Source organism: Aeromonas sp. 3P (genome assembly GCF_051919745.1).
Taxonomy (GTDB): Bacteria; Pseudomonadota; Gammaproteobacteria; order Enterobacterales; family Aeromonadaceae; genus Aeromonas; species Aeromonas veronii.
Genome location: NZ_JBQBED010000001.1, coordinates 1,182,925 through 1,198,629, shown reverse-complemented (window position 1 = coordinate 1,198,629; position 15,705 = coordinate 1,182,925). Strand labels below are relative to the sequence as shown.

Here is a 15,705-nt window from a genome sequence, read left to right as displayed (position 1 = left end):
TGACTGGCAGGTGAAACTCCCCGAGCGGCGCTTTGGCGCGCCGAGCGGTCGGCGGCTGTGATCAGGCGCACACTCCGCGGTTCAGTCCAGCCCCAGCTGATCTTTGAGCTCCTTGAGATAGCGACGGCTGACCGGCACCCGGGCGCCGCTCGGGGTGACAATCTCTGCCAGCTGGTTATCCAGCAGCCGGATCTCGAAGATGGCGTTGGGGGAGACCAGATACTGGCGGTGGCAGCGCAGCAGCGGGCTCTTTTCTTCCAGCGATTTGAGGGTGAGCTGGGTGTGGAACAGCTCGCCCTGACAGGCCACATGGACCCCGCCCAGATCGGAGAAGGCATACTCCACCTGCGCGATGGGCAGCAGCCTGACCCGATTGTGCAGATAGCCCGGAATATGTTCGATGGTGGGGGCCAGCCGATCTATGGGCTGCGGGGAGATATCCTGCTTGAGGCGAGCGAGGGTCTTGGCGAGCCGGGCGGGCTCCACCGGTTTGAGCAGGTAGTCGAAGGCGTTCTCTTCAAAGGCCTGAATGGCATATTCGTCAAAGGCGGTGACAAAGACGATCCGGGGCAGGGGGTCGAGCATGGCGACCAGCTCCATGCCGCTCAGCTTGGGCATCTGGATATCGAGGAATACCACATCGGGCTTGAGGCGCTGAATAAGCGGCAGCGCCTCGATGGCGTTGGCCGCTTCCCCCACGATCTCGATGGCAGGATCGCAGGCCAGCTGCTGCCTCAGCTCTTCGCGGGCGTAGTGTTCGTCATCGACTATCAGGGTGCGGATCATGGTTGCTCCTTGGGGATGGTGAACGACACCCGGGTCCACTGCTCAGGCTCGCAGGCAATAGTCACGCCATAGCGCTCGCCAAAGGCGCTTTTCAGTCGCCGATCGACAATGGTCATGCCCAGACCGTCGCCAGCGGGATGTGCTTGCCAGGTGCCTGCATTATCTTCCACATGGATGGTGACGCTGGCGGGTTGCTCATCGGTATAAAGGCGAATGCGCCCTTGCTCCAGCAGGGTCGAGATGCCGTGCTTGATGGCATTCTCGATCAGCGGTTGCAGGGTGAAGCTGGGCAGTCGCAGTGTGGCCAGATGGGGCGGGATCTCGTTTATCACCGTCAGCCGATCGCCAAAGCGAGCCAGCTCGATCTCCAGATAGGATTGGCAGTGCTCCTGCTCCTCCAGCAGGGTCGCAAGGCCGCTCTGGCGTTTGAGGTTCTTGCGAAAGAACAGCGACAGGTGCAGCAGAAGGTCTCGCGCCTTGTCCGGATCGCGCCGGGTGATGGCACTGATGGTGTTGAGGGTGTTGAACAGAAAGTGGGGGTTGATCTGGGCCTGGATAAGTTTCAACTCGGACTGCACCAGCAGCCGCTGATGCTGCTCCAGCCGACCGGCCAGCAACTGCTGTGACAGCAGGTTGGCAATCCCTTCACCCAGGGTGTGGTTGATCTTGAGAAACAGCCGCTTCTTCGGCTCGTAGAGTTTGATGGTGCCGATCACTCCTTTGTCCCCCTGCAGCGGGATCACCAGCACCGAGCCCAGCTGGCATGCGGGGGAGAGGCTGCAGCGATAGGGCTGACTGTTGCCATCGGCAAACAGCACCTTGTTCTGGGCGATGGCCTGCATGGTAATGGCTGACGCAATGGGGGTACCCGGCAGATGGTGATCTTCGCCGGTGCCGATAAAGGCGAGGATCTGCTCGGTGTCCGTGATGGCGACCGCCCCCACGCCTGTCTCCTCCTGAATGATACGGGCAATCTTGTTGCTCGCCTCCGGGGTAAAGCCCTGACTCATGATCCCCACTGTGCGGTTGGCGATATTGAGCGCCTTGGCGGAGAAGACCCGGGAGAACTTCTCATACATCCGCTGCTGGTCGCGGATCATGCTGATAAAGAGCGCCGCGCCGCAGGAGTTGGCCAGAATCATCGGGGTGGCGATGGTGCGCACCAGCAGCAGGGATTTGTCGAACGGGGTCGCCACCAGCAGGATGATCACCATCTGCATGATCTCGGCATAGAGGGTGGTAAAGAAGGCGATACGCGGTTCAAACAGGGCATCCGTTCGCCCCGAGCGCATCAGTCGCCAGTGCACTATGCCCCCGAGCAACCCCTCGCAGGTGGTGGAGATGGCGCAGGCGAGATCGGTAAATCCCCCCAGCGTATAGCGGTGCAGGCCGCCGGTCAGCCCCACCAGAAAGCCTACCAGCGGCCCCCCCAATAATCCCCCCAAGACGGCGCCGACCGCCCGGGTGTTGGCGATGGCATCATCGATATCGAGGCCCACATAGGTGCCGAGGATACAAAAGCTAGAAAAGATGATGTATATCAGTATCTTGTGAGGTAGTCTCACGGAATAGTTGGCAAGCGGGCGCAGCAGCGGGCTTTTCGAGAAGAGATAGGCGATCACCAGGCTGACGCTCATCTGTTGCAGCAAGGAGAGGACCAACTGCATAAAAAACGCTCCTCATAAGCCAGCTGAAAAAATAGCCAGCCCGTGAATAAGTGTGATCAGGATCTTGTTCTGTTGGCCCAACTGGGAGTAACAGGCCGTCAGTTTGCCAGAACAAGTGGATAAAACCATATTAAATCAGCATGTTAAATTGATATTTGTGTAAGCGGCAGCGGGTTGATATTGATGGATGGAGCATGAATGTATCCGCTGGATACGCCACACGGAGGTGGCATGCTCCGCCCGGCCTCTTGGCTGGGCGTTTTTTATACATGGTCAGTTGGCAACCTTCTGATGGGGGTTTGAGCAATTATTCCGGTTTGTCCAATGAGTTATCCCCAGCTTCTGGGGATAACTCAGAATGCAAAGTAGTAGCAGAAGCGGCGGGTCAGGTTGAAGAACTGCCGTTGCCCCTCATCGAGCTCTTCCTGTTTGATAAAAGCAGTGATGGTGCGTTCATCTTCCCGCAGATCGATCATGGCGACGGCTTCCGGCCGCTGGGCCTTGATATAGGGCAGGATCTTCGGTTTGAGGGGCATGGTGGGCTCGGTGGAGAGCACCAGCGCAATGCTCTCGTCCGAGAGTTTCACCAGTGATCCCGGCGGATAGACCCCCAGCACCTTGACCAGCAACTTGACCAGATTCTGGTCGAACTTCTTCTGGGATAACTTGTAGAGCTGGCTGATGGCCTGACTCGGCGCGGCCGGGTTACCGCTGTTGCGGGGATGGAGCAGCTCGTCGTAGAAGTCGACCAGCCCGATCAACCGCGCCAGCGGCGGGATCTCCCCGCCCTTGATCCCGAGCGGATAACCGCTGCCGTCGAGCCGCTCGTGGTGCAGATGGGCGACCTGACGGATTTTCGGTTCAAAGGCGTTGAGCTGGGTCAGCATCTCCAGCCCGTACTGGGGATGCATATTGAGGAAGTTCTGCTCGGCCTTGTTGAGATCCCCCCGTTTTTGGGTGATCTGGCTCGGGATTTTCAGTTCGCCGATGTCGTGGATAAGTCCCGCAAGTCCCGTCTCCTCAATCTCAATGGGGTTCATGCCGAGTTCGCGGGCCATCAGCATGGCAATAAAAGCCACATTGAGGCTGTGTTGCAGCAGGATATCGGTGTGGGGGCTGCGAATAAGGTGGAGCCCGAGAGGCCCTTCATGCTGACTGAGGGTGAAGGCGGCATTACGGACAATCTGGGCGGTGTTGGCCAGTCCTTCATCCGGTTTGAGGTTGAGTGCCCCGAGTGCATCGCGCAGCTCGCTCATGGATTGGCCAAAGGCTTTGTCGGCGGCGCGCATGGAGCGGCGAAAGGCTTTCTCATCAAAGGGGGGCGGGCCCGAGGCAATCAGCTCTTCCAGTTCATCAAGATCAGGCCCGGCATCCGGGATATCGCCGCGCAGCAGCGGCTCGATGGGCAGATCGCTCTTGTCGGGGTCGACCATCAGCAGGGTGAGATCAAGATGACGGAGAATGTCGAGTTGCTGCTGATCCTTGATCTTGAAGGTATTGAACATAAACGGGTGGTTGGTCCATCCCGTGGGGAGATGGATATAGTGGCCTACTCTCAATTGCTCTATCGAGGCTTGGATCAGTGCCATCGGTTAACCTGCATTTCGTGAATGCCTACTCAACAAGCTAGCAAAATCCGATGGATAGACAACTAAAAATCCATTTCGGTGCCGCGGAGCACTCCGTGCTGTGATGGTGCGCACGAGCGCCATGCTTCTCCTCTTAATTCGCGCTTAAGTTTTACTTCCTACGCTGGCCCCGTCGTTTTTGTTGGCTTGGCCGGCCCGCTGCGCTGCAGGCCGGTATGTAGGAGTTGTTTATGCGTGTAACTCTCGGTGTACTGCAGACCAATCTGTTGCTGGTGCTCTTTTTCGCCCTGGTACTGAACTGGCCAATCTTTTTGCATTTCTATACGGTGCTTAGCGCCCTGACCCATGTCAAAGCCGGATTTGCCATCTCGATCCCGCTGGTGCTGATCGCGGCGCTCAATGCCGTGTTTATTCCCTTCACGTTCCGGTTTGTGCTCAAGCCCTTTTTTACCGTGCTCATTCTGACTGGCTCCATCGTCAGCTACGCCATGCTCAAATACGGCGTCATCTTTGATGTAGGCATGATCCAGAACATAGTGGAGACCAACAGCGGTGAGGCCGGGGCCTATTTGAATGGCTCGGTTGCGCTCTGGTTTCTGCTGACCGGGCTGCTGCCTGTTCTGGTGCTCTGGTCACTGCGGATCCGCTATCCGGCTCGCTGGTATCAGGGGTTGGCGTGGCGGGCAGGTGCACTGGCTATTTCTCTGCTGTTTATCGGGGGCGTCGCGTCACTTTACTATCAGGATTACGCCTCGGTCGGGCGCAACAACAAGTCGCTGGCCAAAGAGATTGTGCCTGCCAACTATGTGCACGGCCTCTACAAATATGGGCGGGATGTGCTGTTTGCCACGCCGATCCCTTACCAGCACTTGGGGACCGATGCCAGGGTGGTGGCACGGGGAAGCAAGCCGACTTTGATGTTCCTGGTGGTGGGGGAGACGGCGCGCAGCCAGAACTACTCCCTTAACGGGTATGGCAAGGCGACCAACAGCTTTACGGCCAAAGAGCAGGGAGTGGTGTCGTTCAGGAATGTGCGCTCCTGCGGTACGGCTACTGCGGTCTCGGTGCCCTGCATGTTCTCCAACCTCACGCGCCGTGGCTACGATGACCAGCTCGCCAGCTCCCGTGACGGCCTGCTCGATGTGCTGCAACATGCCGGAGTCTCGGTGTTGTGGAAAGAGAACGATGGCGGTTGCAAAGGGGTGTGCCGCAATGTGCCGACCATCGAGATCCTCCCCAAATCCTATCCTGCGCTCTGTCAGGGGGAGTCTTGCTATGACGAGGTGCTGCTGGAGGGGCTGGATCAGCAGATTGCCAGCATGAAGGGCAACAAGCTGGTGGCTTTTCACCTGATGGGCAGCCATGGCCCGACCTATTTTCGTCGTTACCCTGCCAGCGAGCGCGTCTTTATGCCGGACTGCCCGCGCAGCGACATTGAAAACTGCAGTAACGAAGAGCTGGTCAATACCTATGACAACACCATCCGCTACACCGACAAGGTGGTGGGGCTGCTGATAGACAAGCTCAAGTCGTTGGAGAGCCAGTACGATGTGGGACTGGTCTATCTCTCCGATCACGGCGAATCCCTGGGGGCCATGGGACTCTATCTGCACGGTACGCCATACAAGTTCGCGCCGGATGATCAGACCCGGGTGCCGCTGCTGACCTGGTTCTCGCCTCAGTTGCAGGCCGATCGCCAGCTGGATATGGGTTGCCTGGCGGCGGAGGCGAGCAGTCAGCGCTTCTCCCATGACAACCTCTTTCACTCCATGCTGGGGATCATGGATGTGCAGACCCGTGTTTACGACAACAAGCTGGATCTGTTCAAGCCATGTCGGGCGGGCTAAATCGCCAGCAAGCACACAATAGAAAACGGCAGCCAGTGGCTGCCGTTTTGTTATCTCGCAAGATCAGTGCCTTACTTCTGCTCCATGATGATCTGCAGCAGATCTCCCTCCAGCAGGGCGCGCTTGACCAGCGCAAAGCCGCCATAGGTCGGCTGGTTCTGGAAGCGGGCTTTCACGATGGGCAGGCCACGGTGGAAGCTCGGCAGGGATTGATGCTCGACACAGCGACGAATTGCCGGGAAGAGGATCTCTTCGGCGGCGGTGATTTCACCGGCGATCAGCACCTTCTGCGGGTTGAACAGGTTGACCGTAATAGCCACCGCTCGTCCCAGATGCTCACCCACGTTCTCGATCACGCTGCGGGCCAGCTCATCACCTGCCAGTGCCGCCTTGCACACCTCCTGAATGGTGATGTGTTTCTCTTGCAGTGCGCTCTGGTGACCGCGGCTGATGAGCTCCTTCACCTTGTCGATGATCGCTTCGTTGGAGGCGATGGTTTCGAGGCAGCCGAAGTTGCCACAGTGGCAGCGCTTGCCGAGCGGCTCGACCTGAATATGGCCGATCTCGCCGACGTTGCGGTTCTGACCGAGGAACACCTGACCCTTGGTGATGATCCCCGAGCCCGTCCCCTGATGGACGCTCACTAGAATGGAGTCCATGCAGTCGCGGGACTCGCCGAAGAAGTGTTCGGCCAGCGCCAGCGAGCGGGTGTCGTTGCCCACATAGCAGGGGAGGTTGAAGTGGTTCTCAAGCAGCTTCGCCAGCCCCAGATTACGGATCTGGTACTTGGGGGTGTAGATGACCATGCCGGATTCCGGGTTGACCAGACCCGGCATGGTCAGCGCGATGCTGATGAGGTTGCGACAACGTTCGCGGTTGGCATCGATAAAGGCGCCAATCTCTCGCAGCAGCATGTCGACCACGGGTTGCTGGTCGATCTCGGTCACCTGAATGACGTGCTGGTCGAGCTCCTTGCCATCGAGGTCATAGAGACTCAGTTGCAGGTAGCCGCGGCCCAGCTTGGCAGAGACAAACTGAAAGCGATGTTTGATGGTGGTCAGGGAGATGGCACGCCGCCCGCCGGTTGAGGCTTGCGGAGAGGTCTCCTTGATCAGGCCATGCTCGATCAGTTGCCGGGTTATTTTGGTCACGCTGGCCGGGGCCAGCTGACTCAACTCGGCAATCTTGACCCGGGAGATGGGGCCTTGCAGGTCGATGAGCCGATACACGGCTGCACTGTTGACCTGCTTGATAAGATCTACGTTTGCTATTTGTCCGCCAGTCATGATGTCACTGTTGTGTGTAGTGTCCGTTAACCACGGTCCCACGGACCGTGAAGTCCTGATCGAAGACAGTGAGGTTGGCTACTTTACCGACCTGGATACTACCGAGACGTGAGTCCCATCCAATGGCGCGAGCGGGGTAGAGGCTGGCCATTCTCAGTGCTTCATCGAGCGGTAATCCGACCTGCTTGACCAGATTTTCCACCCCCTCAATCATGGTGAGGGAGGAACCGCCGAGTGTACCATTCTCGTCGACACACTGACCATCGCGTAAAAAGACGGTGGTGCCACAAAAATCAAATTTCTCAAAGCCTTCCGGCGCTCCGGCTGCCGCAGTGGCATCGGTGACCAGCACCAGTCGCTCCCCCAGCGCCTTGTGAGCCAGACGCACGTTGGCCCAGTGCACATGGTGGCCATCGACGATGATGCCCGCATAGACATCTTTGCGATCGTAGATGGCGCCCACGACGCCCGGCTCGCGACCGTTGAGGGTCGGAGTCATGGCGTTGTAGAGGTGGGTCGCAAAGCGAATACCGTTATCGAACCCGGCCATGGCCTGATCGTAACTGGCGGCAGTGTGACCGGCCGAGACCAGAATGCCCGCTTCCACCAGACGGCGGATATGGGCCAGCTCGTTGCGCTCCGGAGCCAGGGTGATTTTGGTGATGGCATCCGCGTTGGCGCAGAAGAAGTCGATCATCTCGTCCGCTGGCTGGCGAATTTGCGCGGCAGGGTGAATCCCCTTGCGCTTGAGGTTGGTGTAAGGCCCTTCCAGATGGACGCCCAGCACCTCGTTGGGGTGTGCAGCCATGTAATCACGGGTCACCGCAACGGCCTGCTTCATGTCGGCATCCGGACTGGTGATCAGGGTCGGCAGGAAGCTGGTGGTACCGGATTTGAGGTTGGCCGCCTGCATGGTTGCCAGGGTCTTGACCGTGATGTCGGTGTTGAACATCACCCCGCCACAGCCGTTGAGCTGCACATCGATAAAACCGGCGGTCAGGTTGGCGCCTTTGAGGTCAATCTGCTCGATGCCCGCAGGCAGTTCGGCCAGGTGAGAGATGGCGACAATCTTGTCGCCCTCGATAAGCACCCCGTAGCCGGTCAGCACGCAGCTGCCGGTGTAGAGGGTGCAGTTGGTCAATGCGTACATGACGACTCCTTACAGACGGCCGATGTTGGCGGCTTCCAGTTGCTGGAAGTAGCGAACGGTCTTGACCTTGAGCTCCATGGTGGAGGGCTCGTCGCACACCATCATTCCCTTCGGATGCAGTTGCAGGGTGGAGATGGTCCACATGTGGTTGACGCTGCCTTCCACGGCGGCCTGCAGGGCCAGTGCCTTGCCGTGACCGGTGACCAGGATCATGATCTCTTCCGCATCCATCAGGGTGCCGACACCCACGGTCAGGGCCAGTTTGGGCACCTGCTCCATGTCGCCACCGAAGAAGCGGGAGTTGGCGATACGGGTGTCTTCGGTCAGGGTCTTGACCCGGGTGCGGGAGGAGAGGGAAGAGGCCGGCTCGTTGAACGCGATGTGGCCGTCGTTACCCACGCCACCCATGAACAGGTGGATCTTGCCGTAGGACTTGATCTTGTCTTCATAGCGCTTGCACTCGGCCACCAGATCCTCGGCATTGCCGTTGAGGATGTTGATGTTCTCGGGACGAATGTCGATGTGGCTGAAGAAGTTGTTGTGCATGAAGCTGTGGTAGCTCTCCGGGTGATCTTCCGGCAGGCCGACGTACTCGTCCATGTTGAAGGTGACCACGTTCTGGAAGCTCACTTCACCGGCTTTGTGCAACTCGATCAGGCGCTTGTAGGTGTTGAGCGGGGTGCCACCGGTGGGCAGGCCCAGTACGAAAGGGCGATCGCTGGTCGGCTTGAACGCGTTGATGCGGTCAACGATGTAACGAGCAGACCACAGGCCTACTTGGCTGGCAGATTTCAACGGGATCAGGCGCATATGGGATACCTCTGTGTCGGGTTGCGACCGGTTTGGCGGTGGCAATTGGCTAAGACGGATTCAAGTTGTTTTATAGCGTAAATAAAGATTGCGAACTAAGCCACATCTATCCACCACCTTTATCTTGTTTGGGTGATAACGATCACGATTATCGGTTTATTAATTTGCGCAGCGAAATAAAAGCCCTAGACTGCCAATCAAGCCTTGATGGCTTATGCGTCAAACGTGATAAGCACTTAATTTCTAGAAAAACATTAACTAAGGAGAGGAACCGTGAACATTCTCGGTTATTTGCAAAAGATCGGCCGTGCCCTGATGGTGCCGGTAGCGGTATTGCCTGCCGCAGCGATCCTGATGGGGGTTGGCTACTGGATTGACCCGAATGGTTGGGGTGGTGACAGCGCGCTGGCTGCCTTCCTGATTAAGGCGGGCGCAGCCATTATCGATAACATGTCCGTACTGTTCGCAGTCGGTGTCGCTTACGGTATGTCCAAGGATAAAGACGGTTCTGCTGCGCTGGCAGGTCTGGTCGGCTTCCTGGTCGTTACCACCCTGCTGAGCCCGGGCGCTGTGGCCCAGATCAAGAGCATCCCGGTGGAGCAGGTTCCTGCCGCGTTTGCCAAGATCAGCAACCAGTTCGTGGGTATCCTGTGTGGTGTTATCGCCGCTGAGCTGTACAACCGCTTCAGCAGCGTCGAGCTGCACAAGGCACTCTCCTTCTTCTCCGGTCGCCGTCTGGTACCGATCGTAACCTCAGTGGTGATGATCGTTGTATCCTTCATCCTGATGGCCGTATGGCCGGCAATCTACGGTGGTTTGGTCTCCTTCGGTGAGTCCATCGTGAGCCTGGGCTCTACCGGTGCCGGTATCTACGCCTTCTTCAACCGTCTGCTGATCCCGATCGGTCTGCACCACGCCCTGAACTCCGTGTTCTGGTTCAACGTGGCCGGTATCAACGACATCCCGAACTTCCTGGGTGGTCAGGCTACCATCGATGCCGCTCTGGCCGCTGGCAAGAGCCTGGATCAGGTGAAAGGCGTGGTCGGTATGTACCAGGCTGGCTTCTTCCCCATCATGATGTTCGGTCTGCCGGGTGCCGCTCTGGCCATCTACCACTCCGCCAAGAAAGAGAACAAAGAGAAAGTTGCCTCCATCATGATCGCAGCTGCCTTTGCCTCCTTCTTCACCGGTGTTACCGAGCCGCTCGAGTTCTCCTTCATGTTCGTGGCGCCGGTACTGTATGTCATCCACGCCGTACTGACCGGTATCTCCGTGTTCATCGCTGCCTCCATGCAGTGGATGGCCGGTTTCGGTTTCAGTGCCGGTCTGGTGGATATGGTGCTCTCCAGCCGTAACCCGCTGGCGACCAACTGGTACATGCTGATCCCTCAGGGTCTGGTCTTCTTCGGCCTCTACTACACAGTGTTCCGCGTAGTGATTGCCAAGCTGAACCTGAAAACCCCGGGTCGTGAAGATGACGAAGATACTGCTCCGGCTGCCGCTCAATCTACCAACCGTACCGAGCTGGCCAAGCAATACCTGGAAGTGCTGGGTGGTCAAGAGAACCTGGTCTCCATCGATGCCTGCATTACCCGTCTGCGTCTGACTCTGAAAGACCGCAGCATCGTCGATGAGCGCAAGCTGAAAGCCCTGGGTGCGGCCGGTGTGGTCAAACTCGGTGAGCAGAACCTGCAGGTGATTCTGGGCCCATTGGCCGAAATCATCGCCGGTGAGATGAAAGCCCTGCGTTAATCGAGCGACTCGCTCACCTCAAGTCTAAGTCCATTGTTGACATAACTAAGGGCCCCGCTCAGGGGCCCCATATAAAAAAGCCAAGAAAATCCAACCTTTACTTCAAATGAGAGCAGCAGTTATGAACTTGAAACATTCTCTGTTAGCCATTGCCATGTCTACCGCTTTTGTCAGCCAGGTCCAGGCAGCCGATGCCGCCAAGCAGGCCGTGGTCGACTCCCTCGCCAACAACCTGGTGGTCAAGTATGAAGTGGTCACCAACGACGGTGCCGGTGCCGGCCTCGATTGCCAGGCGCTCGGTTCCGAGTGGGCGAGCTGTGGCGTTGCCAAGCTGCACCTGACCAATACCGGTGCTGACGTCACCTCCAAAGACTGGAGCATCTACGTCTCCTCCATCCGTCGTATCCAGCGTGTGGATAACGACCAGTTCACCATCACTCACCTGACCGGCGATCTCTATCGTTTGACGCCAACCGAGAAGTTCCAGGGCTTTGCCAAGGATGCCACGGTCGAAGTGCCGCTGGTGGTGGAATACTGGGTACTGTTCGAATCTGACATCATGCCGAACTGGTATGTTGCCAGCGAAGGTGCCGAGCCGAAAGTACTGGCCAGCATGAGCAACATCAATGATGCCAGCACCTACGAGAAGCCGATGCCGGCTGATGGCTGGAAGCGTACCAAGGATGACAAGAACATCCTGATGAACAGCGAAACCCGTTTCGCCGCCAACCAGACCAGCACCCTGCTGCCAGCGGGCAAGATCGACAACCAGATCCTGCCGACCCCGATGAAGCAGGTGGTCCAGGCCGGTCCGCAGGTCGACTTCTCCACTATCAAGCTCAATGCCCTGGATCTGCCGACCGATCGCGCCGAGGCCCTGAAAGCGCAGTTGACCAAGCTGGGTGTTACCCTCTCCGACACCGGCTACCCGGTCACTATCAAGCTTGGTAGCAAGTTCAAGCAGGTTGAAGGTTATGACATGACCATCGGCCAGAAGGGCACCGTGATCCAGGGGCACGATATTGCAGGGGCCTTCTGGGGGGCACAATCCCTGATCTCGCTGCTGGGCGTCAACGACAAGATGGTCAGCCCGATGACCGTCGAGGATGCGCCGCGCTTTGAGTACCGCGGTATGCAGACCGACGTGGCCCGTCACTTCCGTAGCCTGGAGACCATGAAGAAGCTGGTTGACCAGATGTCTGCCATGAAGCTCAACGTGCTGCACCTCGGCCTGACCAACGATGAAGGCTGGCGTCTGGAGATCCCGGGTCTGCCGGAGCTGACCCAGGTCGGTAGCCAGCGTTGCCACGACGAGTCCGAAACCAAGTGCCTGATGCCGCAACTGGGCTCTGGCCCGACCAGCGACAATCAGGGCTCCGGCTTCTACAGCAAGTCTGACTACGTGGATCTGGTTCGCTACGCCAAGGCGCATGGTGTGACTGTGATCCCCGAGATCAACATGCCGGCCCACGCTCGTGCCGCCGTGGTCTCCATGGAAGCGCGCTACAAGCGTCTGATGGCGGAAGGCAAAGAAGCGGAAGCCAACCAGTTCCGTCTGACTGACCCGGCTGACACCTCCAACGTCACCTCGGTCCAGTTCTACGACAAGATGTCCTTCATCAACCCTTGCCAGCCGGGTGCTGCCACCTTCGTTGCCAAGGTGATGGATGAAGTTGCCCAGATGCACCAGGCCGCCGGTCAGCCGCTGACCGCATGGCACTACGGTGGTGACGAAGCGAAGAACATCATGCAGGGCGGTGGCTATCAGGATCCGGCCGTCACCAAGAAAGAGGAGCTGGTCGCCTGGAAAGGCAACGTCGACTCCAGCAAGCAGGACAAGCCGTTTGGCAAGTCCCCGATGTGCCAGAAGATGATCGACGATGGCAAGATCAAGGAAGTGGGCGAGCTGCCGGTTTACTTCGCCAAGGAAGTGGGCCAAATGGTCAAAGACCGCGGCTTCTCTACCCTGCAGGCGTGGGAAGATGGTCTGAAGTACGCCAGCGGTGCCAAGGACTTCGCCACCGACAAAACCCGTGTCAACTTCTGGGAAACCCTCTACTGGGGTGGTTTCAACGAAGCGATGAAGTGGGCGCACAAGGGTTACGAAGTGGTGCTCTCCAACCCGGATTACCTCTACTTCGACTTCCCGAATGAAGTACACCCGGCTGAGCGTGGCTACTACTGGGCAACCCGTTTCAACGACACTCGCAAGGTGTTTGCCTTCGCCCCGGAAAACCTGCCGCAGAACGCCGAGACCTCGGTTGACCGCGACGGTAACGCCTTCGTGGCTAAGGGTGACCAGGATCCGGTCAAGTTCAAGGGTATCTCCGGTCAGCAGTGGAGTGAAACTGTGCGTACCGATGCTCAGTATGAGTACATGGTCTACCCGCGTATCTTCTCTGTGGCTGAGCGTGCCTGGCACAAAGGTGGCTTCGAGCTGGATTACGTGAAGAACCGCGAGTTCTCCGGCGAGACCAAGTTCGTTAACAAGGCCACCCTCAACAAAGAGTGGAACCAGTTCGCCAACGTACTGGGTCAGCGCGTGCTGCCGAAACTGGATCAGGCCGGTGTTGAATACCGCCTCTCCGTACCGGGTGCCAAGGTAGTGAACGGTGTGCTGGAAGCGAACGTGGATCTGCCGGGTCTGCCCATCCAGTACAGCCTGGACGGTACCAACTGGAGTGCCTATGACGCCGCTGCCAAGCCGAGCGTGAATGGCAAGGTCTACCTGCGTACCACCAGCTTCGATGGCAAGCGCACCAGCCGCGTCACCGAACTGAACTGATAGCAGTCAACCGTTAACATCAGGTGGGTCGCAAGACCCGCCTTTCCCAAGGGCGATGGCTAATCGGGTTTGGGAAAGGTTGACTGTGCGTGTGAGCCTTTGTTGTGTGTAATTGTCTGTTTTGTGTTTTTCATCACTTTCAGCCCCGCCTTGTGCGGGGCTTTTTTATGCATTTGGTGCGTAATGTGTCAACCCCTCCCGTTTTTAGTGGCGCTATGGCCGGGAAAAGGCCCGGAAGTGCCAAATTCAGGTTGAGGCAGGGCGCGTAATGAGGGATCATACCCGGCTTGACGGCGGGGGGATGAGGGTGCCAGCCGGCACAACTTCCGCCAGTGACGCTTTTTTGAGGTGAGCCATGAGTCAGGCGAACAGCCCAACTAACTTTATTCGTCAGATCATTGATGAAGATCTGGCCAGCGGTAAGCACAGCAGCGTGCATACCCGTTTTCCGCCCGAGCCGAACGGTTATCTCCATATCGGCCACGCCAAATCCATCTGCCTGAACTTCGGCATCGCCCGCGACTATCAGGGCCAGTGCAACCTGCGTTTCGATGACACCAACCCGGTGAAGGAAGATATCGAGTACGTAGAGTCCATCAAGCAGGACGTGCAGTGGCTCGGCTTCCAGTGGAACGGCGAGATCTGCTACTCCTCCGACTATTTCGACAAGCTGCATGGCTACGCCGTTGAGCTGATCGAAAAGGGTCTGGCCTATGTGGACGAGCTGACGCCCGAGCAGATGCGCGAGTACCGCGGCACCCTGACCGAGCCCGGCAAGAATAGCCCGTTCCGTGACCGCAGCGTGGCAGAGAACCTGGCCCTGTTCGAGAAGATGAAGAACGGCGAGTTTGCCGAGGGCTCTGTCTGCCTGCGCGCCAAGATCGACATGGCTTCTCCCTTCATGGTGATGCGCGATCCGGTTATCTATCGCATCAAGTTTGCCCACCACCACCAGACCGGTGACAAGTGGTGCATCTACCCGATGTATGACTTCACTCACTGCATCTCGGACGCCCTGGAAGGGATCACCCACTCCATCTGTACTCTGGAGTTCCAGGACAACCGTCGTCTGTACGACTGGGTGCTGGACAACATCACCATCGACTGCCACCCGCGTCAGTACGAGTTCTCTCGTCTGAACCTCGAATACACCGTCATGTCCAAGCGCAAGCTGAACCTGCTGGTGACCGAGAAGCACGTCGATGGTTGGGACGACCCGCGCATGCTGACCGTCTCCGGTCTGCGTCGCCGTGGTTACACTCCGGCCTCCATCCGCGAGTTCTGCAAGCGCATCGGCGTGACCAAGCAGGACAACATCGTCGAGATGAGCATGCTGGAAGCCTGCATCCGTGAAGACCTCAACGAGAATGCGCCGCGCGCCATGGCCGTGCTGCACCCGGTGAAGGTGGTGATCGAGAACCTGGCTGCCGATGAAGTGCTGACCGCCCCGGCTCACCCGAGCAACGCCGAGATGGGTACCCGCGAGCTGAACTTTACCCGCGAAATCCTCATCGACGAAGCCGACTTCAAAGAGGAAGCGAACAAGCAGTTCAAGCGTCTGGTGCTGGGCAAGGAAGTGCGTCTGCGCAATGCCTACGTCATCAAGGCCGAGCGCATTGAGAAGGATGCCGACGGCAAGGTCACCTGTATCTACTGCAGCTACGACCCCGAGACGCTGGGCAAGGATCCGGCCGATGGCCGCAAGGTGAAAGGGGTGATCCACTGGGTCAGCGCCACTCACTCCCTGCCGGCAGAAGTGCGTCTCTATGACCGTCTGTTCAAGGTGCCGAACCCGGGCGCCGAGGAGGACTTCGAAGCGGCCCTGAACCCGGAATCCCTGGTGATCATCGAAGGTGCACGTGTCGAGGCTTCGCTCAAGAACGCAAAGCCGGAGCAGGCTTACCAGTTCGAGCGCGAAGGCTACTTCTGCGCCGACAACAAGCTCTCCAGCCCGGAGCATCTGGTGTTCAACCGCACCGTTGCCCTGCGCGACTCCTGGGGCAAGGTAGAAGGCTGATACAGTGGGGCAGGGG

10 protein-coding genes are annotated in these 15,705 nt (G+C 58.2%); 4 read left to right on the top strand and 6 right to left on the bottom strand.

Annotated elements, in window-relative coordinates; translation table 11 throughout:
- Window positions 1–81: 81 nt before the first annotated feature.
- The 3 genes from btsR to ACTG19_RS05325 all read right to left on the bottom strand — a co-directional run bounded on the left by btsR (window position 82) and on the right by ACTG19_RS05325 (window position 4,042).
- Entirely contained in the window at window positions 82–786 is a 705-nt protein-coding gene (btsR, locus tag ACTG19_RS05335) for a two-component system response regulator BtsR (protein WP_019445442.1), read from the bottom strand.
- Window positions 783–2,453 (bottom strand): LytS/YhcK type 5TM receptor domain-containing protein, encoded by a 1,671-nt coding sequence (locus tag ACTG19_RS05330; protein WP_439988832.1) that lies wholly within the window; start codon window positions 2,451–2,453, stop codon window positions 783–785. Before ACTG19_RS05330 ends, btsR begins: the two co-directional genes overlap by 4 nt.
- Window positions 2,454–2,806: 353 nt before the next feature.
- Window positions 2,807–4,042, bottom strand: a complete 1,236-nt coding sequence (locus tag ACTG19_RS05325; RefSeq protein WP_040066103.1) for an HD-GYP domain-containing protein — start codon at window positions 4,040–4,042, stop codon at window positions 2,807–2,809.
- Between the two features lie 230 nt (window positions 4,043–4,272).
- Between ACTG19_RS05325 and ACTG19_RS05320 the strand changes: the two genes are divergently transcribed.
- The gene (locus ACTG19_RS05320; protein WP_439988831.1) at window positions 4,273–5,889 is read left to right on the top strand and encodes a phosphoethanolamine transferase; all 1,617 of its coding nucleotides are present in this window, start codon (window positions 4,273–4,275) and stop codon (window positions 5,887–5,889) included.
- Between the two features lie 71 nt (window positions 5,890–5,960).
- Here ACTG19_RS05320 and nagC read toward each other — a convergent pair whose 3' ends face one another.
- From nagC to nagB, 3 genes are read right to left on the bottom strand one after another with little or no spacing between them, the layout of a single operon-like run.
- Window positions 5,961–7,175 carry a DNA-binding transcriptional regulator NagC gene (gene nagC, locus ACTG19_RS05315; RefSeq protein WP_005334312.1) on the bottom strand — a complete coding sequence of 405 codons (1,215 nt, stop codon included), beginning with the start codon at window positions 7,173–7,175 and terminating at the stop codon, window positions 5,961–5,963.
- A 4-nt stretch (window positions 7,176–7,179) separates the two neighbouring features.
- The gene (nagA, locus tag ACTG19_RS05310; protein WP_113738765.1) at window positions 7,180–8,325 is read right to left on the bottom strand and encodes an N-acetylglucosamine-6-phosphate deacetylase; all 1,146 of its coding nucleotides are present in this window, start codon (window positions 8,323–8,325) and stop codon (window positions 7,180–7,182) included.
- Between the two features lie 9 nt (window positions 8,326–8,334).
- Window positions 8,335–9,135: a glucosamine-6-phosphate deaminase gene (gene nagB, locus ACTG19_RS05305; RefSeq protein ID WP_005334308.1), complete on the bottom strand. Its 801-nt coding sequence runs from the start codon at window positions 9,133–9,135 to the stop codon at window positions 8,335–8,337.
- Between the two features lie 273 nt (window positions 9,136–9,408).
- On the opposite strand from nagB, the gene nagE reads away from it, so the two are divergent.
- From nagE to glnS, 3 genes are all read left to right on the top strand, one after another.
- Window positions 9,409–10,887 (top strand): N-acetylglucosamine-specific PTS transporter subunit IIBC, encoded by a 1,479-nt coding sequence (nagE, locus tag ACTG19_RS05300; protein ID WP_043818489.1) that lies wholly within the window; start codon window positions 9,409–9,411, stop codon window positions 10,885–10,887.
- Between the two features lie 121 nt (window positions 10,888–11,008).
- Window positions 11,009–13,672, top strand: a complete 2,664-nt coding sequence (locus ACTG19_RS05295) for a beta-N-acetylhexosaminidase (RefSeq protein ID WP_439988829.1) — start codon at window positions 11,009–11,011, stop codon at window positions 13,670–13,672.
- A 355-nt stretch (window positions 13,673–14,027) separates the two neighbouring features.
- Window positions 14,028–15,689, top strand: a complete 1,662-nt coding sequence (gene glnS, locus ACTG19_RS05290) for a glutamine--tRNA ligase (RefSeq protein ID WP_439988828.1) — start codon at window positions 14,028–14,030, stop codon at window positions 15,687–15,689.
- Window positions 15,690–15,705: the final 16 nt, after the last annotated feature.